The 19359-nt window shown below is 63.8% G+C and carries 22 protein-coding genes and 3 pseudogenes; 16 read left to right on the top strand and 9 right to left on the bottom strand.

Annotated features, from left to right (window positions below; genetic code table 11):
• Positions 1-90: 90 nt before the first annotated feature.
• The 3 genes from NKJ76_RS16000 (at position 91) to NKJ76_RS15990 (ending at position 2925) form a co-directional block, all read left to right on the top strand.
• Positions 91-1008, top strand: a complete 918-nt coding sequence (locus tag NKJ76_RS16000) for a DMT family transporter (protein ID WP_023716071.1) — start codon at positions 91-93, stop codon at positions 1006-1008.
• A gap of 143 nt (positions 1009-1151) precedes the next feature.
• Entirely contained in the window at positions 1152-1799 is a 648-nt protein-coding gene (locus NKJ76_RS15995) for a thiamine phosphate synthase (RefSeq protein WP_023716070.1), read from the top strand.
• 46 nt (positions 1800-1845) lie between these two features.
• A complete protein-coding gene (locus NKJ76_RS15990; RefSeq protein ID WP_352537855.1) occupies positions 1846-2925 on the top strand; it encodes a tetratricopeptide repeat protein in 1080 nt (359 codons plus the stop codon).
• A 9-nt stretch (positions 2926-2934) separates the two neighbouring features.
• Here NKJ76_RS15990 and NKJ76_RS15985 read toward each other — a convergent pair whose 3' ends face one another.
• Positions 2935-3951 carry a zinc-dependent alcohol dehydrogenase family protein gene (locus tag NKJ76_RS15985; RefSeq protein ID WP_352537854.1) on the bottom strand — a complete coding sequence of 339 codons (1017 nt, stop codon included), beginning with the start codon at positions 3949-3951 and terminating at the stop codon, positions 2935-2937.
• A gap of 80 nt (positions 3952-4031) precedes the next feature.
• On the opposite strand from NKJ76_RS15985, the gene NKJ76_RS15980 reads away from it, so the two are divergent.
• The 7 genes from NKJ76_RS15980 to NKJ76_RS15950 all read left to right on the top strand — a co-directional run bounded on the left by NKJ76_RS15980 (position 4032) and on the right by NKJ76_RS15950 (position 10176).
• The gene (locus NKJ76_RS15980) at positions 4032-4916 is read left to right on the top strand and encodes a LysR family transcriptional regulator (protein WP_031198552.1); all 885 of its coding nucleotides are present in this window, start codon (positions 4032-4034) and stop codon (positions 4914-4916) included.
• A 140-nt stretch (positions 4917-5056) separates the two neighbouring features.
• Complete coding sequence (gene efp / locus NKJ76_RS15975) at positions 5057-5623, top strand: elongation factor P (RefSeq protein ID WP_352537853.1); 567 nt, start codon at positions 5057-5059, stop codon at positions 5621-5623.
• A 22-nt stretch (positions 5624-5645) separates the two neighbouring features.
• The gene (locus tag NKJ76_RS15970; RefSeq protein WP_023684166.1) at positions 5646-6446 is read left to right on the top strand and encodes an inositol monophosphatase family protein; all 801 of its coding nucleotides are present in this window, start codon (positions 5646-5648) and stop codon (positions 6444-6446) included.
• A gap of 110 nt (positions 6447-6556) precedes the next feature.
• Positions 6557-7273 carry a PAQR family membrane homeostasis protein TrhA gene (gene trhA / locus NKJ76_RS15965; RefSeq protein WP_023688947.1) on the top strand — a complete coding sequence of 239 codons (717 nt, stop codon included), beginning with the start codon at positions 6557-6559 and terminating at the stop codon, positions 7271-7273.
• Positions 7274-7452: 179 nt separating this feature from the next.
• Entirely contained in the window at positions 7453-8478 is a 1026-nt protein-coding gene (locus NKJ76_RS15960) for a MotA/TolQ/ExbB proton channel family protein (RefSeq protein WP_023668754.1), read from the top strand.
• A gap of 1 nt (position 8479) precedes the next feature.
• The gene (locus NKJ76_RS15955) at positions 8480-9511 is read left to right on the top strand and encodes a peptidoglycan -binding protein (protein ID WP_023700275.1); all 1032 of its coding nucleotides are present in this window, start codon (positions 8480-8482) and stop codon (positions 9509-9511) included.
• 239 nt (positions 9512-9750) lie between these two features.
• Positions 9751-10176, top strand: a complete 426-nt coding sequence (locus NKJ76_RS15950; protein ID WP_023688945.1) for a hypothetical protein — start codon at positions 9751-9753, stop codon at positions 10174-10176.
• A 78-nt stretch (positions 10177-10254) separates the two neighbouring features.
• Here NKJ76_RS15950 and NKJ76_RS15945 read toward each other — a convergent pair whose 3' ends face one another.
• Positions 10255-10608 (bottom strand): DUF1304 domain-containing protein, encoded by a 354-nt coding sequence (locus NKJ76_RS15945; RefSeq protein WP_352537852.1) that lies wholly within the window; start codon positions 10606-10608, stop codon positions 10255-10257.
• 146 nt (positions 10609-10754) lie between these two features.
• On the opposite strand from NKJ76_RS15945, the gene NKJ76_RS15940 reads away from it, so the two are divergent.
• Entirely contained in the window at positions 10755-12242 is a 1488-nt protein-coding gene (locus NKJ76_RS15940; RefSeq protein ID WP_352537851.1) for a carboxypeptidase M32, read from the top strand.
• A 10-nt stretch (positions 12243-12252) separates the two neighbouring features.
• On the opposite strand, the gene NKJ76_RS15935 is transcribed toward NKJ76_RS15940, so the two are convergent.
• Positions 12253-14055, bottom strand: a complete 1803-nt coding sequence (locus NKJ76_RS15935; protein WP_352537850.1) for an ABC transporter transmembrane domain-containing protein — start codon at positions 14053-14055, stop codon at positions 12253-12255.
• 204 nt (positions 14056-14259) lie between these two features.
• Here NKJ76_RS15935 and rpmE point away from each other — a divergent pair, with 204 nt between their 5' ends.
• On the top strand, positions 14260-14481 hold the full coding sequence (gene rpmE, locus NKJ76_RS15930) for a 50S ribosomal protein L31 (RefSeq protein ID WP_023668748.1): 222 nt from the start codon (positions 14260-14262) through the stop codon (positions 14479-14481).
• A gap of 85 nt (positions 14482-14566) precedes the next feature.
• Positions 14567-15097, top strand: coding sequence for a helix-turn-helix domain-containing protein (locus NKJ76_RS15925; protein ID WP_352537849.1), 531 nt, complete (start codon positions 14567-14569; stop codon positions 15095-15097).
• On the opposite strand, the gene NKJ76_RS15920 is transcribed toward NKJ76_RS15925, so the two are convergent.
• Positions 15058-15699, bottom strand: a complete 642-nt coding sequence (locus NKJ76_RS15920) for a TetR/AcrR family transcriptional regulator (RefSeq protein ID WP_023704901.1) — start codon at positions 15697-15699, stop codon at positions 15058-15060. The two genes, NKJ76_RS15925 and NKJ76_RS15920, sit on opposite strands and share 40 nt — an antisense overlap.
• Positions 15700-15817: 118 nt before the next feature.
• Between NKJ76_RS15920 and NKJ76_RS32405 the strand changes: the two are divergent.
• The 3 genes and pseudogenes from NKJ76_RS32405 to NKJ76_RS15910 form a co-directional block, all read left to right on the top strand.
• Positions 15818-16220 (top strand): annotated as a pseudogene (locus NKJ76_RS32405) (SDR family oxidoreductase); the annotation flags it as partial.
• A gap of 3 nt (positions 16221-16223) precedes the next feature.
• Entirely contained in the window at positions 16224-16583 is a 360-nt protein-coding gene (locus NKJ76_RS32400) for a hypothetical protein (protein WP_502902309.1), read from the top strand.
• Positions 16580-16890: pseudogene (locus NKJ76_RS15910) on the top strand (Rdx family protein). The gene NKJ76_RS32400 and the pseudogene NKJ76_RS15910 overlap by 4 nt, the downstream one beginning before the upstream one ends.
• Positions 16891-16923: 33 nt before the next feature.
• Here the strand turns inward: NKJ76_RS15910 and NKJ76_RS15905 are convergent.
• The 5 genes and pseudogenes from NKJ76_RS15905 to NKJ76_RS15885 all read right to left on the bottom strand — a co-directional run bounded on the left by NKJ76_RS15905 (position 16924) and on the right by NKJ76_RS15885 (position 19323).
• The gene (locus tag NKJ76_RS15905) at positions 16924-17400 is read right to left on the bottom strand and encodes an anthrone oxygenase family protein (RefSeq protein ID WP_352537848.1); all 477 of its coding nucleotides are present in this window, start codon (positions 17398-17400) and stop codon (positions 16924-16926) included.
• Position 17401: 1 nt separating this feature from the next.
• Positions 17402-17572: pseudogene (locus tag NKJ76_RS15900) on the bottom strand (NmrA family transcriptional regulator); the annotation flags it as partial.
• On the bottom strand, positions 17514-17987 hold the full coding sequence (locus tag NKJ76_RS15895; RefSeq protein ID WP_352537847.1) for an RDD family protein: 474 nt from the start codon (positions 17985-17987) through the stop codon (positions 17514-17516). The gene NKJ76_RS15895 and the pseudogene NKJ76_RS15900, both read right to left, overlap by 59 nt.
• 82 nt (positions 17988-18069) lie before the next feature.
• A complete protein-coding gene (locus NKJ76_RS15890; RefSeq protein WP_023668740.1) occupies positions 18070-18819 on the bottom strand; it encodes a YebC/PmpR family DNA-binding transcriptional regulator in 750 nt (249 codons plus the stop codon).
• 180 nt (positions 18820-18999) lie between these two features.
• Entirely contained in the window at positions 19000-19323 is a 324-nt protein-coding gene (locus tag NKJ76_RS15885; protein ID WP_023744976.1) for an ArsR/SmtB family transcription factor, read from the bottom strand.
• Between the last annotated feature and the right edge of the window lie 36 nt (positions 19324-19359).

Here is a 19359-nt window from a genome sequence, read left to right as displayed (position 1 = left end):
ATAAGGTCCTGCCCCCCTATCACCTTTCATAGGGTATATAAACGCTCAAGACGGCATGAGATTATGGCCTCAACAGATAGAGGTATTGTCATGGACAACACGGTACGCGGCACGATCGAGATGACGGCGGCGATGACGATCGTCGGCACGATCGGCTGGTTTGTCGTCATGTCGGGCCAGCCCGTCATGGACGTGGTGTTCTGGCGCTGCGCCTTCGGCGCGGTGGCGCTGCTGATCACCTGCGCGGCACTCGGGCTGCTGCGCGGCAGGCTGACGCTGCGCATTGTTGCCATCGCCGCTCTTGGCGGCGCGGCCATTGTCATCAACTGGCTGTTGCTGTTCAGCGCCTTCTCCCGCGCCTCGATCTCGATTGCCACGGCGGTCTACAACACGCAGCCCTTCATGCTGGTCGGCTTCGGTGCGCTGTTCTTCGGCGAGCGGCTGACCCTGGCCAAGCTGACCTGGCTCGGCATCGCCTTCGCCGGCATGCTGCTGATCGTGCAGACAGGGCCCGATGCGGGTGTCGGTTCCGGCATAACCGGCACAGATTATGTCATCGGCATCGTCATGGCGCTCGGAGCGGCCTTCTTCTGGGCTGTCGCGGCAATCGTCGCCAAGAAGCTCAAGGGCACCCCGCCGCATCTGATCGCGCTGATCCAGGTCTGCGTCGGCGTCGTCATGCTGGCGCCCTTCGCCAACCTCTCGCATTTGCCCGCCGATGCCTGGAGCTGGGCCATGCTGGCCACGCTTGGCGTCGTTCACACCGGCCTGGTGTACATATTGATGTACGCCGCCATCCAGAAACTGCCGACGCATTTGCAGGGGTCGCTGTCCTTCATCTATCCTGTCGTTGCGATCCTGGTCGATGTGATGGCCTTCGGCCACCGGCTGCATCCGGCCCAGCTCGTTGGCGCAGCCGCCATCCTGATCGCCGCCGCCGGCATGAATCTCGGCTGGACTTTGTGGAGGGCCAAATCGCCGGCCGAAAGCCCGCAAGCCGTCAAATGAGCCGCAGAGCGTCTGCTCGCCGGCGATCGTAAACCAAAGCCAGCGCATCGTTCCCCGCCCGCCTGTTCAAGGCGGGCGCTTTGTTCTATGCCGCAATGCAACCATCTTCGCCCGGCATAGGCGAAACCCGGGATCGAAAGCCAATGAACGACGCAACACCCCCCAACCGCTGCCGCATCGTGCTGATCGCGCCCAAGGACGCTCCGGCGCAGCGCATTGCGGCTGCCTTCGACGGCGGTGATATCGCTTCGCTGATCCTGCCTGAGAACGGCATGGACGAGGCTGCCTTCCAGGCTTTTGCAGAACAGATCGTACCGGCCGCGCAAGCGGCCGGCATCGCCGTCATCATCGCCGGCGATACCCGCATTGCCGGCCGTGTCCAGGCCGACGGCATTCATGTCGAGGTTTCCAAGGACGCGCTCGCTGAGACCATCGAACACTTCCAGGGCAAGATGATGGTCGGCGCCGGTGGCGCCAAGACGCGCGACGACGCGCTGGAACTCGGCGAAACCAGGCCCGACTACATCTTCTTCGGCCGCTTCGGCTACGACAACAAGCCGGAACCGCATCCGCGCAACCTGTCGCTCGGGCAATGGTGGGCGGACGTGATTGAGATCCCTTGCGTCGTCATGGCCGGTTCCGCCATCGCTTCGGTAGAAGCGGTGGCCGCCACTGGCGCCGAGTTCGTGGCCGTCTCAAGCGCTGTCTTCGCCGAAGGCGCCGATCCGAAGGCGGCGATTGCTGCCGCCAATGCGCTGCTCGACCAAACCGCGCCGCGCTTCGAGGGCTGACGTGCGCCGACCTGGACTTCCTCTCGCGGTTCTCGTTGCGGCCTTGATGAGCGGGGCAGCGATCGCGGCGGAAACCGTTCCGCTGCCGCAGCCGAGGCCCGACACCACCGCGCCCGCCCTCAGCGTGCCGGATGCGGGCGCCCCCGATGCGGGTGCCCCAAAAGCCGGTGCCCCGAAAGCCGGTGCCACGGATTCCGGCGTCCATATCGACAAGCCGATCGACACCCCGCTGCCGCAGCCGGCGACAACCGCGCCGCTGCCGTCGGCCGACGCGATCAACCCCGAACGTTTCGGCGCCAAGCCGGCGGACCCCGCCTATGGCGCTTTCCAGCGCGGCCTTTACAAGACGGCCTACAATCTGGCGTTGGTGCGAGCTCAGAATGGCGACCCGGCGGCGCAAACGCTGGTGGCCGAGATCCTGTCGCGCGGGTTGGGCGTGCCGCTCAACCCAGCGGAAGCCGCCAAATGGTATGCGCAGGCCGCCGAGCAGGGGATTCCTGAATCGCAGTTCCAGTATGCGCTGATGCTGCTCGACGGCCGCTACGTCAAGAAGGACGAGAAGGGAGCTTATGCGCTGATGCAGGCCGCCGCCGAGGCCGGCAACCGGCTGGCGCAGTTCAACTTCGCGCAATTGCTCGTGCAGCAGGATCCGGGCGATGCCGGCATCGCCAGGGCTGTGCCTTATTATGAGCGTGCCGCGGCGACAGGGCTTGCCGACGCCCAGTATGCGATGGCGCAGGTCTATGCCAATGGCGTCGGCGGCAAGACGCGAGACGATGCAAGGGCGCGCAGCTTGCTGGCACAGGCTGCCAGGCAGAACTACGACACCGCGCAGATCGATCTTGCCGCCTGGATGATCGAGGGCCGGGGCGGTGTTCGCGACCTGAAATCCGGCTTCAACTGGATGAAGCAGGCAGCTGAAGGCGGCAATGTCGCTGCCCAGAACCGGTTGGCAAAGCTCTATATGGGCGGCATCGGAACCGACCCCGACCTGATCCTGGCCGGGGCCTGGTATGTGGTCGCCCGCCGCGCCGGCCTTATCGATCCGGAGATGGACGATTTCCTGCAAGGGCTGACCGACGATCAGACAAAGCAAGCCTTGCAGAAGGCCAACCGCCTGCCCTGACACGCAACGTCACTGTGTATGATCCAGCACGACCTTGCCGAAGGGAGAGCCGTGTTCGAGATGGCGAAAGGCCTGCGCTGCCTCTGCCCATGGGAAGACCCGGTCGATCACCGGCCGCAGCCGATTGACGGCGAGCGCCCGGTTCATCGCTTCGAAGGACTCGCGCGAGCCGACCGGTATGCCGTGTGCTTTCACCTGGCGTCGGAAGATGTCGAGCGGATTGATCACCCCTTCGCTGCCGCCGAGATAACCGATGACGTTGATCTGGGCGCCGCGCGCCGACGCCTTGAGCGACTGCGCGAAGCTTTGGGGACCACCGACTTCGATGATGTGATCGGCGCCCCGGCCATCGGCCAGCGCCAGCACGGCCGACGACCAGTCCGGATTGTCGCGGTAGTTGATGCCGTGATGCGCGCCGAGCTCTTTGGCCCGGACAAGTTTCTCATCACTACTCGACGTAACGACGACCCGCGCGCCGGCCGCCTTCGCGAACTGCATGGCAAACAGCGATACGCCGCCCGTGCCGAGGCTGAGCACGGTTTCGCCTGGCTTGAGCTTGCCCTCGGTGAACAACGCATGCCAGGCAGTGACGGCGGCGCAAGGCAATGTCGCCGCCTCTACGTCGCTGAGATGCGCCGGCGCGATGACAGCCGCCTGTTCGTCCAGCCGGGCGAATTCGCTCAGCAAACCGTCGATCGGGCCGCCGCGCTGGTAGGAAGGTTCGGCCATGGCGAAGCTGCCGCCGACCCATCGCTGCCAGAACGTGCCGCAGACCCGGTCGCCGACCTTGAAGCGGCTGACCTCGGAGCCAAGCGCCACGACCTCGCCGACGCCGTCGGAAAGCGGCACCAGCGGCAAGGGGAATGTCGTGTGATAGCTGCCGCGCGCGATCTCGACATCGCGGTAGTTGAGCGCCGTCGCCTTGACGCGGACGATCATCTCCTGACGGCCGGGCTCCGGCGTTGGTCGTTCGACCATCTTGAGATTGTCGATGCCGCCCGGCTTCTGCAGTTCGATTGCCTTCATTGTCATTGTCCTTCCGTTTGAAAGGAAAATCGCTTGCCAGGCGGTGGATTTCAAATTCATAATGTTCAGAATGATTATGCTTGCAAAACATCGTTCTGGCTATGCTTGAGGAATTACGCACGCTCGCCCTGTTTGCCGAGGAGGGCTCGATCCAGAAGGTCGCCCGGCGCCTGCCGCTGACGCAGCCGGCTGTGACCCGGCAAATCCAGCGGCTGGAGGACATGCTTGGCACGACGCTGCTCGACCGCCGGCAAAAGCCGCCGCGACTGACGCCGACGGGGCTGGAAGTGCTGGCGCGCGGCCGCGATATCATCGCTTCCGTAGAAGCGCTGAAATCCTTCGCCGGAAAGACCGAGCCGGAAGGACTGTTCCGCCTGGGTCTCGCCCATGGCCTCTCGGACCGCGACATAGCGGGGGCCATCGCCAACGCCGCGGCAGCGTTCCCGAAAGTGTCGCTACGGCTCAAGACCGGCTGGAGCGCCGAACTGATCGATCAATTCGAACGCGGCGAGCTCGATGTGACGATTGTTCTGCGATCGTCGGACAAGCCAGGTCCGGAAGCGCTTGGCACTGAACGTCTTGGCGTCATAGCTGCGTCCACCGTCGCCGATCCGGAAGACGGTGGCCGGACACCCATGCCGTGGGTGCTTAGTCCGGCACCTTGCGACGCGCGCCAGAAGCTCACGTCCGTTCTGGTCGGCGGAAGGCGTCATTTCGAGATCGCGGCGGAGATACAGGATCCGGCCTTGCAGATGGAATGGGTCCGTCGGGGGCACGGCCTTGGGCTAATGCCGTTGCGTCTTGCAAGGCGCCGACTTCCCGACGGCCTCATGCTCGTCAACACGGAAGATGTCGACCTTTCCTTACAGGTCGCCGCACTTCGCTCGCCTCATCTCAACCGGCTGACTGAGGCTGCGGATGCCATCGTCGAGGCCGTCGGCAAAGTCATTGCAGCCCAAGTTTGAGGCTACCAGCCGCTGTCGGGCGATCTGGCATCCCTTGCCTCTCCTGCTGATTTGTGGTCTTGGGGGCCCGAAATCGCTTGTCCAGCGACCATCCCATACCAACGGCCAAGCCGTTGGTAGCATCCCGGATCAATCTCATCATGGCCAAGATCAATGGCAACGAAATCCGTCCCGGCTATGTCATCGAACACGATGGCGGCCTCTGGGTGGCGGTCAGGACCAACACCGTCAAGCCCGGCAAAGGCGGCGCCTACAACCAGGTCGAACTGAAGAACCTGATCAACGGCACCAAGCTCAACGAGCGCTTCCGCTCGGCGGAGACCGTCGAGCAGATCCGGCTCGATCTGAAGGATTTTTCCTTCCTCTACGCCCAGGACGAGGCGCTGGTGTTCATGGACACGCAGAGCTACGAGCAACTCGAGCTGGCGAAGGATTTCGTCGGCGACCGCGCCGCCTTCCTGCAGGACGGCATGATGGTGACGGTCCAGCTCTATGAGGACAGGCCGATCGGCATTTCGCTGCCCGACCAGGTGACGCTGACCATCACCGAGGCCGACCCGGTGGTGAAGGGCCAGACGGCCGCGTCCTCGTACAAGCCGGCGGTGCTGGAAAACGGCATCCGCGTGCTGGTGCCGCCATTCATCGGCGCCGGCGAACGCATCGTCGTCGACACCAACGAACTCACCTACATGCGCCGCGCAGACTGACGCGTAGGCAGGAACAGATACGATGGCACGCTCCGCACTTCTCAATGTCATGGTCCAGGCCGCCATGAAGGCCGGCCGCTCGCTGTCGCGCGACTTCGGCGAGGTGCAGAACCTGCAGGTGTCGATGAAGGGACCGGGCGACTATGTCAGCCAAGCCGACCGCAAGGCCGAGGATATTCTGTTTGCCGAACTGTCGAAGGCACGGCCGGGCTATGCCTTCCTGATGGAAGAGCGCGGCATGATCGCAGGGGACGACGACCAGCACCGTTGGATCGTCGACCCGCTCGACGGCACCACCAATTTCCTGCACGGCATTCCGATCTTTTCCATCTCGATCGCGCTGGAGCGACAGGGCCAGTTGGTCGCCGCTGTCATCTACAATCCGGCAATGGATGAGCTCTACACCGCCGAGCGCGGCGGCGGCGCCTTCATGAACGATCGCCGGCTGCGCGTTGCCGGCCGCAGCAAGCTCACCGACTGCGTCATCGGCTGCGGCGTGCCGCATCTCGGCCGCGGCCAGCACGGCAATTTCCTCGTCGAGTTGCGCAATGTGATGGCCGAGGTCTCGGGCGTGCGCCGCCTGGGTTCCGCCGCGCTCGATCTCGCTTATGTCGCCGCCGGCCGCATGGACGGCTTTTGGGAAACCGGCCTTTCGGCCTGGGACATTGCCGCCGGCCTGCTGCTGATCCGCGAGGCCGGTGGCTTCGTCTCCGACATGGATGGAGGCCAGGATATGCTCGAGGCGGGTTCGCTCGTCGCCGGCAACGAGGTCATCCAGCGCGCGCTGCTCAAGGCGGTGAAGAAGCCGCTTTCGGCGCGCTGATCACTTGGCATGCCGGCGCGGCGTGCTGAAGCGCCGCAGTCGCAAAACCGCAATCAAAGCTTGAAATACTGCCCGGCGGCCGCCCAGATAAGGGTGACGCAGGATTTTTTATGACGAGCATACCTTCACTATCCTCGCGAGAAGCGCAGCCAGACCAGCCAGTTGAAATCCCTTATGTCGGGCGTTGGCACTACTCGCGTGCGGAGATGATCGCCGATGGCATCGTCCATGCGGTCGGCATCGTGCTGGCGATAGCAGCCGGCTCGGCCTTGCTGGCACTGGCCGCCTTCCATGCCGGTCCCGGCGAATACATCGCCGCCGCCTTCTTTGTGGTGTCGCTGCTGACTGTGCTGTCGATTTCGCTGACCTACAATCTGTGGCCGGTGACGTCGCCGGCGAAGTGGATCTTGCGGCGCTTCGATCATGCGGCGATCTACCTCCTGATCGCCGCGACCTACACGCCCTTTCTGGCCCAGCTCGACGGCTCGCCGCTGGCGCTGCCGATGATTGTGCTTGTCTGGACCGCTGCTTTGACCGGCATTGCCATGAAAGTGTTCCTGCCCGGCCGCTTCGATCGTCTGGCCATTGTCTTCTATCTCGCCATCGGCTGGAGCGGCGTCGTCCTGGTCAAGCCGCTGGTGGCGACGTTGCCGACGACTTCGATCGCGCTGATTGTCGCCGGCGGCATCGTGTACTCCTGCGGCGTCATCTTCTTCGCCTGGAAACGCCTGCGCTTCCACAATGCCCTCTGGCACGGCTTTGTCGTCACCGGCGCCGGGCTGCATCTTGCCGCCATGGTCGACTGCCTGGTCGTCAACCGCCTCTGAACGGCGTGGTGCGGCCCGACAGTCGGGCAATATTGCCAAGCGCCATTCAATTTGGTCACAATTCCGTTTAGAGTCGCGAATTACGTGATCGGCGGCACTGGAGCGGTTCCAGGGAAGTATGAGCGGCTTCCCGTTCGGAATTGCGTCAAGGCAAATAGAGCATCGGAAACGGGGCACGGATGGCTTTTCTCAGATCCTTCGGCGTGGGCAGGCGTTCTGATGTCCTGATGTACGATCCGCACAAACTGTCGAGCCCGCAGGTCTTCCTCCTGACCATGGTCATCTTCCTGGTCATCGTCGCCTTCATCGCCGCCATCCTCACCCGCCAGATCTCGACCGCTTTCGGGAGCAATCCCGGCCTCAACGGCCTGATCGTCGGCGTCCTTGTGGTCGGCATCCTGCTTGCCTTCGCCCAGGTCGGACGACTGTTTCGCGAAGTGCGCTGGGTCAATTCCTTCCGCGCCGGTTCCGAAACCACCGAGCCGGTGCTGCTGGCGCCGATGAAGGCGATGATCGGCCGCTCCTCGACGGTCGCCTTCTCGACGTCTTCGATGCGCACCATGCTGGATTCGATCGCCACCCGCCTCGACGAAAGCCGCGACACCTCGCGCTATCTCGTCGGGTTGCTGGTGTTCCTCGGTCTGCTCGGCACCTTCTGGGGCTTGCTCAACACCATCGGCTCGATCCGCGAAACCATCGAATCGCTCGATCCCGGCACCGGCGACGCCGCCGCCGTGCTCGATTCGCTGAAGCAGGGGCTGTCGGCGCCGCTGGCCGGCATGGGTACGGCCTTTTCGTCCTCGCTGTTCGGCCTTTCCGGGTCGCTGGTGCTAGGCTTCCTCGACCTGCAGGCCGGCCGCGCCCAGACCCGCTTCTATACCGAGCTTGAAAACTGGCTGTCCTCGGTCACCGATCTCTCCTCCGACATCGCCGTCGCCGACCCGGCCAAGACTGAATCCTCCGACGAGATTCGGGTCCTGTCGGAACGGCTGCGCAGCATGCAGGAAAGCGGCGGCGGCTCCAATCCGCGCGTCGCCACCGCCATGGCCAATCTCGCCGACGGCATTTCCGGCCTGGTCAAGAACATGCGCTCCGAGCAGCAGATCATGCGCGACTGGGTCGAGGCCCAGTCGGACGAGCAGAAGGCGATGCGCAACACGCTGGAAAAGATCGCCGACGCGCTGAAGAAACCCGGGGTCCACTAGCATGGCTCTCGCCAGGGGCCGGCGCACCGATCGCCGGATCGACTATTGGCCGGGTTTCGTCGACGCGCTGTCGACGCTGCTGCTGGCCATCATGTTCCTGCTCACCGTTTTCGTGCTGGCGCAGTTCCTGCTCGGACGCGAACTCTCCGGCAAGGATACGGCGCTCACGCGCCTCAACTCGCAGATCAACGAACTGACGCAGCTGCTGGCGCTGGAGCGCTCGAGCGCGCAGGACAAGGACGATTCGCTGGCCAATCTGCAGGCGTCGCTGTCGGCGGCGGAAGCTGAGAAAAGCCGGCTCGAGCAGTTGCTGGCGCAAGGCGCCGGCGCCGGCGACGCCGCCAACCAGCGCGCCGCGGAGCTCGGCGGCGAACTCGACAGCCAGCGCCAGATCAGCCAGCAGGCGCTGAGCCAGGTCGAGATCCTGAACCAGCAGATCGCAGCACTGCGCAAGCAGATCGGCGCGCTCGAGGACGCCCTCAATGTGTCCGAAACGCGCGACCGCGATTCCAACACCAAGATCGCCGATCTCGGCCGTCGGCTCAACGTCGCGCTGGCGCAGCGCGTGCAGGAGCTGAACCGCTATCGCTCCGACTTCTTCGGCCGCCTGCGCGAAATCCTCGCCGACCGCGAGAACATCCGCATCGTCGGCGACCGCTTCGTCTTCCAGTCGGAAGTTCTGTTCCCGACCGGGTCGGAAGTGATCAACGATGCCGGCAAGGTCGAGATGAAGAAGCTCGCCGATGCCATCATCGAGTTGCAAAAGGAAATCCCGCCCGAGATCAACTGGGTGCTGCGCGTCGACGGCCACACCGACAACAAGCCGCTGTCCGGCGCCGGCCGCTATCGCGACAATTGGGAATTGTCGACGGCGCGTTCGACCTCGGTGGTCAAGTTCCTGATCGAGAACGGCGTGCCCGCCAACCGGCTGGTTGCGGCCGGCTTCGGCGAATTCCAGCCGCTCGACCCCGCCGACACCGAAGACGCCCGCAACAAGAACCGACGCATTGAACTGAAGCTCACCGAACGGTGATTTTCAGTCACGCGAAATTGTTTGCCGGCTCAACTCTAGGGCGCAACGCCAAGTCGGCAAGGCCTGAAAACATTATCTTTCTTTAATTACACTTCGCGTTTCCGGGCTCCTACTTTGACGCGCAGGGCCGAGAACCGCCGGCGATGCCTCCCATCGCGACGCGACGGAACCGGACGGCCCGCTTCCGGAAGGCGGAGCGAAAGCGCTTGCCCCTTCCATAGCAGGAGGAGACGCACATCATGCGCTCTTTGAAGACTCTCAGGACCGCAACCCTCACGACACTTCTGATCACTGTTCCACTCGCCGGCGCCTATGCCGCCGGACATCACAAGGGCGCCCTCGACGCCAGCGACCCGACCGACATGACCGGTCCGCGCGTGACCGGCCTGATCGAGCAGGTGCGGGGCGTCGAACAGGGCATCACGGATGCGCGCGAGACGAAGGGCATCTCGACCTCGGAAGCGCAGTGGCTGCATCTGCGTGCTGCGCATATCGGCCAGGCCGCCGAACGGGTCGCCGCTTCTGACCATGGCCGGATCCCGGCCGCGCAATATCACGATCTGCTGCGCCGCCTCGACAATGTCGATCAGAGGCTGATGTCCGACACCGGCAGCGGCTTCATGATCGGCGATGGCTCCGACGGCGGGAATTATCCGAACGGCTGAGATCCGCTCTGATATCTCCAGGAATGAGGAAGGGACTGTCTGACGCCCCCGGATCTGGCTCCGAGGGCGTCTTTTTTGTCACCAGCCCAGCCACAGCGCAGCGAGGGCCAGCACCGCCGGCACGGTCTGAATATAGAGGATCTTCCGGCTGGCAGTCGCCGCGCCATAGAGGCCGGCGATGGCGATGCAAAGCAGGAAGAACACCTTGATCTGGAATCCCGCCGCGCCGAGATAGAGGCCCCAGATCAGCCCGGCGGCAAGGAAGCCGTTGTAGAGCCCCTGATTGGCGGCGAGCACCTTCGATGCGCTGGCGAAGTCCGGCTTGAGGTTGAACGCCCTGTGCCCGCGCGGTGTGTCCCACGCCACCATCTCCAGATAGACGATAAAGAGGTGGATCAGGGCCACCAGCCCGACCAGGATATTGCCGATCATCTTAGTCTCCCCTCCATGGCGGTGTTCCACCGTCAGCCAGCATTCCACGCACCAGCTCACCGGCGCAAGCTGCATAGCCACCTTTGAGGGTTGCCAATCCTGGCGCGTTGGTATCTTTTCCCGCGGTCCAAAACGCGGAACCTGTCATGTCTTTTCAGAAGCTCGATGATCTCGGCCACAAGCTCGAAGCGCTGGAACATGCGCTCGCTATCCTCGGCGCCGACGAGGCGACCCACATGGCCGTCGGCGGCGGCGAGAAGCGCGCCGAAGCCATGTCGTCCCTGGCCGGGATGCTGCATGTCAGGGCAACGGCGCCGGAGATCGCCGACTGGCTCGCCGCCGCCGAACAGGAGGCGCTGAACGAGGAGCAGCAGGCGGCGGTCCGCGAACTGCGTCGCCAATACACCAACCTGACCTGCCTGCCGGTCGAATTCGTCGAGCGCCAGACGGTGGCGCGTATGCGCTCCGAGCAGCTCTGGCGCGACCTGCGCGCCAAGAATGACTGGGCCGGATTCCTGCCGGCGCTCGAAGGTGTCATCGCGCTGGTGCGCGAGGAAGCCGCCCTGCGCGCCGACGCGCTCGGCCTCGATCCCTACGACGCACTGATGGAGCAATACGATCCTGGCAACCGCGCCGCCGACATCACGCCGGTCTTCACCGAGCTGAAGACATTCCTGAAGGGCTTCGTGCCGGAAGCGCTGGCCGTACAGGAAGCGCGACTGGCCAAGCGCCCGCTGAAGCCACTCTCCGGCAGCTATGCGATCGACAAACAGCGCGAGCTTGGTCTCGCCATGATGGCTTCGGTCGGCTTCGACCTCACCCATGGTTCTCTGTCGGTATCGCACCATCCCTTCTGCGGCGGGGTGCCGAGCGACGTTCGCATCACCACCCGCTACAAAACGTCCGATTTCCTGTCGGCTTTGATGGGCGTGCTGCACGAGACCGGCCATGCGCTCTACGAGCAGAACCTGCCGAAGGCCTGGGCGCACTGGCCGCTCGGCAAGGCGCGCGGCATGGCGGTGCATGAAAGCCAGAGTCTGTTCGTCGAGAAACAGGTCGGCCGCAACCCCGAATTCTGGCGCTGGGCGCTGCCCGTGGTCGAAAAGCATCTCGGCGAAGCCTGGTCGCTCGACGACATCCTGCCGCATGTGCACCGGGTCGAGCGCGGCCTGATCCGCGTCGACGCCGACGAGGTCACCTACCCGCTGCATGTCATCCTGCGCTACGAGTTGGAGCAGGAGCTGGTCTCGGGGCGGCTGCAGGCGGCCGACCTGCCCGAAGCCTGGGACGCCAAGATGCGGGAGTATCTTGGCCTTTCGACCATCGACAACCCAGCCGACGGACCGATGCAGGACGTGCATTGGCCAGGCGCCGCCTTCGGCTATTTCCCGTCCTATACGCTGGGCGCTATGATGGCGGCGCAGCAATGGGCTGCGCTGACGCGCGACCATCCTTCAGCCGACAGCGACCTCGCCAAGGGCAATTTCGCCGCCATCAATGACTGGCGCCGCGACAATATCTGGTCGCAGGGATCGCGCTGGTCGACGCCCGAACTGCTTGAGCGCGCCACCGGCGAGAAACTGAATGCCGCGCATTTCACCGAGCATCTCCGCAAGCGGTATGGTCCCGCCTGATTGCGGGTTGCTACTCCGCGGCACCCCTGAAGGCGCTTGCTCCGGTTTCGAACTGCAGCTTGGCCAGCCTTGCATAGATGCCGCCCTTGGCGACCAGGCTCTGGTGCGTGCCTTCCTCGACGATGCGGCCGCCATCCATGACCAGGATGCGGTCGGCCTTCAGCACGGTCGCCAGCCGGTGGGCGATGACGATGGTGGTGCGGCCCTGCATCAGCCGTTCCAGCGCCGTCTGCACCAGCGTTTCGCTTTCGGCGTCGAGCGCCGACGTGGCTTCGTCGAGCAGCAGGATCGGCGCGTCGCGCAGGATGGCGCGGGCGATCGCCACGCGCTGACGTTGGCCGCCGGACAAGGTGACGCCGCGCTCGCCGACCTGGCTATCGTAGCCCTTGTCGAGCCGCAGGATGAATTCGTCGGCCAGCGCATCCCTGGCGGCGGCCTCGATCTCGGCATTCGTCGCGCCCGGCCGGCCAAAGCCGATATTGTCGCGCGCGCTTGCCGCAAAGATGGTGACATCCTGCGGCACGATGGCAATGCGCTCCCGCACTTCAGCCGGATCGGCTTCGCGCACGTCGACGCCGTCAATGGCGATGCGGCCGGTTTCGGGATCGTAGAAGCGCTGGATCAGCGAAAAGACGGTGCTCTTTCCGGCGCCCGACGGGCCGACGATCGCCACCGTCTCGCCGGGCTTGACCTGAAAACTCAAGCCGTGGACGGCGGCACGGTCCGGCCTTGCCGGGTAGGAGAAGGAGACGTCGTCGAAACTGATCGCGCCTGTCGCCTTGGCCGGCAGCGGCAGCGGATTGGCCGGCGGTTGAATCGCCGGCGTCTCGTCGAGTATCTCGGTCAGCCTTTCGGCCGCACCCGCCGCCTGGGCAAGCTCGCCCCAGACTTCCGACAGTGCGCCCAGCGCGCCTGCGGCAAACACGGAGTAAAGCAGGAACTGGCCGAGCGTGCCGGGCGACATCGTGCCGGCAAGCACGTCACGCGAGCCGAACCACAACACCGCCACGACCGAGGAAAAGATCATGAAGATGGCAAAGAAGGTGAGCAGCGAGCGGGAGAAGATCGACGAGCGCGCCGCCTGGAAGGCGGCTTCCACCGCGGCCGAGAACCGCCCGGTGACCAGCGTCTCGTTGGTGAACGCCTGCAGCGTGCGCACCGCGCCGATCTGCTCGCTGGCATAGGCGGTCGCTTGCGCCAGCGTATCCTGCGCCTGCCGTGACCGGCGCCTCACCGAACGGCCGAACGCGACCAGCGGCAGCACGATGAGCGGAATGGCCGCGATCACCAGGCCCGACAGTTTCGGGCTGGTGACGACCATCATCGCCACCGCGCCAAGGCCGAGGATGACGTTGCGCAACGCCACGGAGGCGGTGGCGCCGACGGCGGATTTCACCTGCGTGGTGTCGGCGGCAAGCCGCGAGACGATCTCGCCCGACTGGGCGGTGTCGAAGAAGGACGGCGAAAGCGTCGTGACATGCGAAAACACGTCGCTGCGGATGTCGGCAACGACCCGCTCGCCGAGCGTGATGACGAAGTAGTAGCGTCCGGCCGATGCCGCCGCCAGAATGGCTGCCATCGCCACCAAAGCGGCGAAATATTCGGCGATGAAGACGGTGCCGGAAGCGCTGAAACCGTGGTCGATCATGCGCCGCACGGCCAGCGGCAGCGCCAGCGTCGTCGCTGCGGCGATGGCGAGCGAAATGAGGGCGCCTATGACCAGTTTGCGGTAGCGGAATATGTAGGGATATAGGCGCCTGAGCGGCCCGAGCGAGCGCCTGCGCCCGTCTTGCTCGCCGCTGATGTCCGCCATGACCGTTTCCTCTGGCCGCTCCAGGTGGGCGCGTTCAATACGCGCCTGCCGTGGCCTTGTGATTCAATTCCGGCTGATGTATAGGCTCGCCGACCGTTTTAGAAGCCGTGGCTTTTCAATAGCTGCGGCTTCGAGTTTTAAAAAGGGGCGCATCGACGCAGGCCGCGGGCCCGTCTGTAGCGCCGCAAGCCAGGAAGCACGACAATGAAGGCCGATATCCATCCCGACTACCACACCATCAAGGTCGTCATGACCGATGGCACCGAATACTCGACCCGTTCGACCTGGGGCAAGGAAGGCGATACGATGAACCTCGATATCGACCCGACCACGCACCCGGCCTGGACCGGCGGCCAGCAGACCCTGCTCGACCGCGGCGGTCGCCTGTCGAAGTTCAAGAAGCGCTTCGAAGGGTTCGGCCTTTAAGCCTATCGGCTTTCGCAGATCAGGAACCCGCCCTTGTGGCGGGTTTTTTGTTCAGCGGATCGTGGCGCGGACGAAATCGCCTTTGATGCCGATCGAGGGTTTGGCACCGGCAGTGTTGGCAAGCGAACTGTCGACGAAGGACGCCGACGCGGTCACCGAGCAAGCTACGCCACGGGCGACGAGCGAGGATTCCGCGGTCGCGGCGGCGGTCGACGCGCTGATGCGGTCAAAAGAACTCTACAGGGACGTTGACCTCGGCCGTATCGCCAGGCGCCTCGGCCTGCCGGCGCGGCAAGTGTCGTCGACGGTCAACCGCATCCACGGATCGAGCGTGTCGCAATATGTCAACGACCAGCGCATCGGCGAAGCCTGCCGCCTGCTGGCGGCCAGCGACGAACCCATCACCCGCATCATGTTCGACGCCGGGTTTCTCAGCAAATCGAACGTCAACCGCGAGTTCCTGCGCGTGACAGGCTTGAGCCCGAAGGCTTGGCGGCTGGAGCATCGGGCCGTCGAAGCGAAATCTCGCGGCCATGCCGTTGCCAGGCGAGACAAAATGAAGGCGGGCGACACCGGTCAGGCGCCGACTAATTCCCGCAGCGCCATGCGCTTGTAGGCGGCGACCAGCCTGTCGCCCTCCTGCCGGTCGACCGAGATCGCCAGCCGCACGGCAGCCTCGCCCATCTGCCAGACAAGGAAGGCCGTCGTCTCCAGCGCCACCGGATCGGCACCGGGATGCAGCCGCTTCAGCACCGTGGTCAGGAATTCGGCATTCGCCCGGCTGTCGGCAAGTTCGAGCTGGCGCAGCGCCTTGTCAGCCTGGGTGCCCGACCAGATGTCGCGCATCACCGGCTCGGCCAGGAACAGCTGGTAGTAGATATCGACCAGCTCCGAAAACGCCTGCCGCAGGCCCTCGGCGTCGACGACATCCTTGAGCGCCGAGGAGATGCAGGCCTGGCTTTCGGCGGTGTAGCGCTCGGCCAGCGCCCAGACGATCGCCCGCTTGTCGGGAAAGAACTGGTAGAGCGAGCCGATCGACACCGCGGCCCGTTCCGCCACCTCGCCCATGCGCATGGCGTCGCTGCCTTGCTCGGCAATCAGCGCCGAGGCTGCGGCCAGCATGCGCTCGACCCGCTCGCGGCTGCGCTGCTGGGTGGGCGCCCGTCGCGGCGATGCGACCTGCTCCTGGGCAGATGCGGGCGTTGCTGTGTCTTCCATGACGGCCTCCGGCCTCGACAAAATCTGCCAACAAACGGCTTGACTCCCAAAATACGAGGGTTTATCACGTTTTGCAAATGTGAGGATTATTCATGTTTGTAAACAAAGGAAACCCACAATGACCGACACCAAACCAGTCCTGATCCTCGGTGGCACTGGCAAGACCGGCCGTCGCCTCGCCGAGCGGCTGACCTCACAGGGCATTCCCGTGCGCATCGGCTCGCGTTCCGGCAGCCCCGCTTCGACTGGGAGGTTCCGGCGACCTGGGAGCCTGCCATGCAGGGCTTGGGCGCCGTGTACATCAGTTACTATCCCGACATCGCCGTGCCGGGCGCCGCCGAGACCGTCGGCGCCTTCGCCAGGCTTGCGGTGGCAAATGGCGTCACCCGCATAGTGCTGCTCTCCGGCCGCGGCGAGACCGAAGCCCAGCCGCCGAAGAGATGGTCAAAGCCTCGGGCGCTGACTGGACGATCCTGCGTTGCGCTTGGTTTTCGCAGAATTTCAGCGCGTCTTATCTCCTCATTATGGAGTTGAAGTCCGGCCAATCAATCGGCAAGCGGCTCACGGAGCTCACTGTACATGATGAGGACGACAGACATAGGGTCGGCCTGCCGGCGAGAAAGGCTGTTCGGCGGCAACTTATCAAGTTTCTCGGCGCATTACCGATCGTCCTGACGGGAAGCTGGTATGCTTTTCAGGCTTGGGGCACCGCTCCCGGTGGCGTGCAGGATTACTCCAGCCTGGAAATAGTGGTTGCATCCGCTGCCCTCGTTTTGGTGCTGATCTGGCCGGTCTGGATTGCGATATCCATAGCTCTGGGCGACGACCCGATACACGATCGATTCGCAAATACCACGGTGCGCATACAGGAGGCCCAGACATGAGTGTGCCGGAGAGGCCCCGCGTGGTCATCACCTATTGCACGCAGTGCCAGTGGCTGTTGCGGGCCGGCTGGATGGCGCAGGAACTGCTCTCCACCTTCGGCACGGATCTTGGTGAAGTGACGCTGGTGCCGGGCACAGGCGGCATCTTCACCGTTTCCTGCAACGATGTGCTGGTCTGGGACCGCAAGCGCGACGGCGGCTTTCCCGATGCCGCCAAGCTCAAGCAGCTGGTGCGCGACGTTTCGATCCGGGCCGCGATCTCGGTCATTCCGACCGCAAGGGTCACTCGCAAAAGGACCCCGCTTGAGGCGAGGTCCTTGCGTTTGCGAAGTGTCATTTTTCAGAGCAATGCGAACATGAAGCAGGCCATCGACACGATGGCGGTGATGGTGCGGACGTGGTTCCACATCACCCATTGATTCAGATGGTTCGCCCACACGGCTGCGCCATTGGCGCTGGCCGGGTCGACGGCGGCGAGCGCATCGTTGAGCGGCACATTGAAGACCATGGTCACGATCGGGTTGCCGATCAAATAGATCACGGCGCCGGCAAGCAGCCAGTATGAGCCGGACTGGCTCCACCCCATGAGAACGGCGGCGATAAGCACCAGACAGAGCAGGCCGGTGCCGAACAGCGCCGTCATGAAGGTGGGCGTGATCACCGTGATGTTGATCGAATTCATCGCTGCGATGCCTTGGGGGACCGGCAGCCGGGCAAGCGCCGCCATGATAAAGTTGGAAAAGGCGAAGAACACGCCGCCGACGACGCCCGAGCCGATTGCAGCGATGATGGTGAGGGTGGGAAAAAGCTTGATCATCTCAGTTGCTCCAGATGCCGGTTGCAGCGGTTTCATTTGCGTAGGCGGAAAAGTCTTTCGGCGCGCGGCCGAGCACACGCTGGACGCCGTCGGTCAGCGTCTCGTTGCGGCCGTCAAGCACTTCGGTGAACAGCTCGTTGAGAAGCCAGGCGATTTCGGGCGGCAGTTCGTATGGCCAGAGCGATCAGCTCGAGGAAACCCAGGTCCAATGCTGCAGGCCTGAAATTCCCTTGCGAATCCAGATCGATCGAGATGGAGGAGGTTTCTCCAGGCTTTGAGCCCGGCGCCGTACCCACGCTCCATATGGCGACCGGCAAACCGAGTACTGATGTTCTACACACCTGCCAATCATAACGGGCAAGTGTCGGGGCACCGTGAACCGTACCCTCCTGGCATAGTTTCCAGTTCAGCCAAAAGCTGCCTTTTACGCCACCGTTGGTCAGCAGAAATAGAGCCCCTACGAGCAAATAGAGGGCGATCAGGATTACAAGGTAGTCGATGAGTGCAGCGAGAAACCGTCGCCATATGCCGGGCCGGCGAGGCCAGGCCACCGCATCGGCAAAACTTGCCTCTTTATAGTCGGTCATCGGCCCCCCCCTGATAACTGACTAATCTATAGGCAGGCCGCCGTCATACAGCAATATTCGCATCCGACTGTATTGCACGGACCTACGCCGCGCTGAGCTTGGCCATGGTCTCGTCGTCAACCTCGAAATTGGCGTAGACGCTCTGCACGTCGTCATCGTCCTCGAGCGTTGCCACCAGTTTCATCAGCGATTGCGCCCGCTCTTCGTCGACCGGGACATTGTTCTGCGGCTGCCAGATCGGCTTCACCGATTCGGCCTCGCCAAGCGAGGCTTCCAGCGCCTTCGACACTTCGCCCATACTCTCGAACGCACAGTAGATGGTGTGGCCTTCTTCGTCGGACTCGACGTCATCGGCGCCGGCCTCGATCGCCGCGTCCATCACCTTGTCGGCGCTGCCGGCGGAGGCCGGATAGTAAATCTCGCCGGCGCGGTTCCACATGAACGACACCGAGCCGGTTTCACCAAGCGCACCGCCGGCTTTGGTGAAGGCGGCGCGCACATTCGAGGCCGAGCGGTTGCGGTTGTCGGTCAGCGCCTCGACGATCAGCGCGACGCCGCCCGGCCCATAGCCTTCATAGCGCACCGCTTCGTAATTCTCGGCATCGCCCATCGACGCCTTGTTGATGGCGCGCTGGATGTTGTCCTTCGGCATCGACACCGCCTTGGCGTTCTGGATGGCCAGGCGCAAACGCGGGTTCATCGATGGGTCGGGCGTCCCGCTCTTGGCGGCGACGGTGATTTCGCGCGCCAGCTTGGAAAACATTTTTGACCGCACCGCGTCCTGCCGGCCCTTGCGGTGCATGATGTTCTTGAACTGTGAATGGCCAGCCATGGCACCCCTGTCGTCTTCGGCTAGAGCATCCCGAAGCAAGGTTGTCTCACCTCGTCCTCCCGGGTACTCGAATTCAAATTTTCAGAGCCGTCCAAGGTGCAACGCGATGGATGCACGGCGTTCTCTGTCGGAATGGCCGGCTTATAGATAAATCGGCTCAATTCGTCCAGCCGCGCCGGTTCAGCCCTCCAGATCGGACTTCAGCCGGTCGATAATGCTGAGCGCATGGCCGGCATACTGGCTGATCCAGCGGTCGTGGATGTGCTTGATCGGCAGCGCGTTGAGATGGTTCCAGCGCTCGCGCCCTTCGCGCTTTGCCACCACCAGTTCGGCTTCTTCCAGCACCTTGAGATGCAGCATGACGGTGCAGCGATCGATGTCGGGAAACGCCTCGCACAACATGCCGGTCGTCTGCGGCGCATCCTTCAGCCGATCCAGCAATTCGCGACGGCGCGGATGCGCCAACGCCTTGAAAACGTGATCGTCCGCGGTTTGGCTTGACATGTTATGTTTCTATAACATACCGTCGAGCCAATCAAG

It is taken from the genome of Mesorhizobium sp. M0029 (assembly GCF_040323735.1).
GTDB lineage: Bacteria > Pseudomonadota > Alphaproteobacteria > Rhizobiales > Rhizobiaceae > Mesorhizobium.
Note: the sequence above shows the minus strand (reverse complement) of the source record. Positions and strands in the feature narration are given on the sequence as shown.

What these genes read in the sequence shown, in the direction of transcription:
- NKJ76_RS16000 (WP_023716071.1), top strand. Translation starts at nt 91, where the DNA reads ATGGACAACACGGTACGCGGCACGATCGAGATGACGGCGGCGATGACG.
- NKJ76_RS15995 (WP_023716070.1), top strand. Translation starts at nt 1,152, where the DNA reads ATGAACGACGCAACACCCCCCAACCGCTGCCGCATCGTGCTGATCGCG.
- NKJ76_RS15990 (WP_352537855.1), top strand. Translation starts at nt 1,846, where the DNA reads ATGAGCGGGGCAGCGATCGCGGCGGAAACCGTTCCGCTGCCGCAGCCG.
- NKJ76_RS15985 (WP_352537854.1), bottom strand. Translation starts at nt 3,951, where the DNA reads ATGAAGGCAATCGAACTGCAGAAGCCGGGCGGCATCGACAATCTCAAG.
- efp (WP_352537853.1), top strand. Translation starts at nt 5,057, where the DNA reads ATGGCCAAGATCAATGGCAACGAAATCCGTCCCGGCTATGTCATCGAA.
- NKJ76_RS15970 (WP_023684166.1), top strand. Translation starts at nt 5,646, where the DNA reads ATGGCACGCTCCGCACTTCTCAATGTCATGGTCCAGGCCGCCATGAAG.
- trhA (WP_023688947.1), top strand. Translation starts at nt 6,557, where the DNA reads ATGACGAGCATACCTTCACTATCCTCGCGAGAAGCGCAGCCAGACCAG.
- NKJ76_RS15960 (WP_023668754.1), top strand. Translation starts at nt 7,453, where the DNA reads ATGGCTTTTCTCAGATCCTTCGGCGTGGGCAGGCGTTCTGATGTCCTG.
- NKJ76_RS15955 (WP_023700275.1), top strand. Translation starts at nt 8,480, where the DNA reads ATGGCTCTCGCCAGGGGCCGGCGCACCGATCGCCGGATCGACTATTGG.
- NKJ76_RS15950 (WP_023688945.1), top strand. Translation starts at nt 9,751, where the DNA reads ATGCGCTCTTTGAAGACTCTCAGGACCGCAACCCTCACGACACTTCTG.
- NKJ76_RS15945 (WP_352537852.1), bottom strand. Translation starts at nt 10,608, where the DNA reads ATGATCGGCAATATCCTGGTCGGGCTGGTGGCCCTGATCCACCTCTTT.
- NKJ76_RS15940 (WP_352537851.1), top strand. Translation starts at nt 10,755, where the DNA reads ATGTCTTTTCAGAAGCTCGATGATCTCGGCCACAAGCTCGAAGCGCTG.
- NKJ76_RS15935 (WP_352537850.1), bottom strand. Translation starts at nt 14,055, where the DNA reads ATGGCGGACATCAGCGGCGAGCAAGACGGGCGCAGGCGCTCGCTCGGG.
- rpmE (WP_023668748.1), top strand. Translation starts at nt 14,260, where the DNA reads ATGAAGGCCGATATCCATCCCGACTACCACACCATCAAGGTCGTCATG.
- NKJ76_RS15925 (WP_352537849.1), top strand. Translation starts at nt 14,567, where the DNA reads ATGCCGATCGAGGGTTTGGCACCGGCAGTGTTGGCAAGCGAACTGTCG.
- NKJ76_RS15920 (WP_023704901.1), bottom strand. Translation starts at nt 15,699, where the DNA reads ATGGAAGACACAGCAACGCCCGCATCTGCCCAGGAGCAGGTCGCATCG.
- NKJ76_RS32400 (WP_502902309.1), top strand. Translation starts at nt 16,224, where the DNA reads ATGGAGTTGAAGTCCGGCCAATCAATCGGCAAGCGGCTCACGGAGCTC.
- NKJ76_RS15905 (WP_352537848.1), bottom strand. Translation starts at nt 17,400, where the DNA reads ATGATCAAGCTTTTTCCCACCCTCACCATCATCGCTGCAATCGGCTCG.
- NKJ76_RS15895 (WP_352537847.1), bottom strand. Translation starts at nt 17,987, where the DNA reads ATGACCGACTATAAAGAGGCAAGTTTTGCCGATGCGGTGGCCTGGCCT.
- NKJ76_RS15890 (WP_023668740.1), bottom strand. Translation starts at nt 18,819, where the DNA reads ATGGCTGGCCATTCACAGTTCAAGAACATCATGCACCGCAAGGGCCGG.
- NKJ76_RS15885 (WP_023744976.1), bottom strand. Translation starts at nt 19,323, where the DNA reads ATGTCAAGCCAAACCGCGGACGATCACGTTTTCAAGGCGTTGGCGCAT.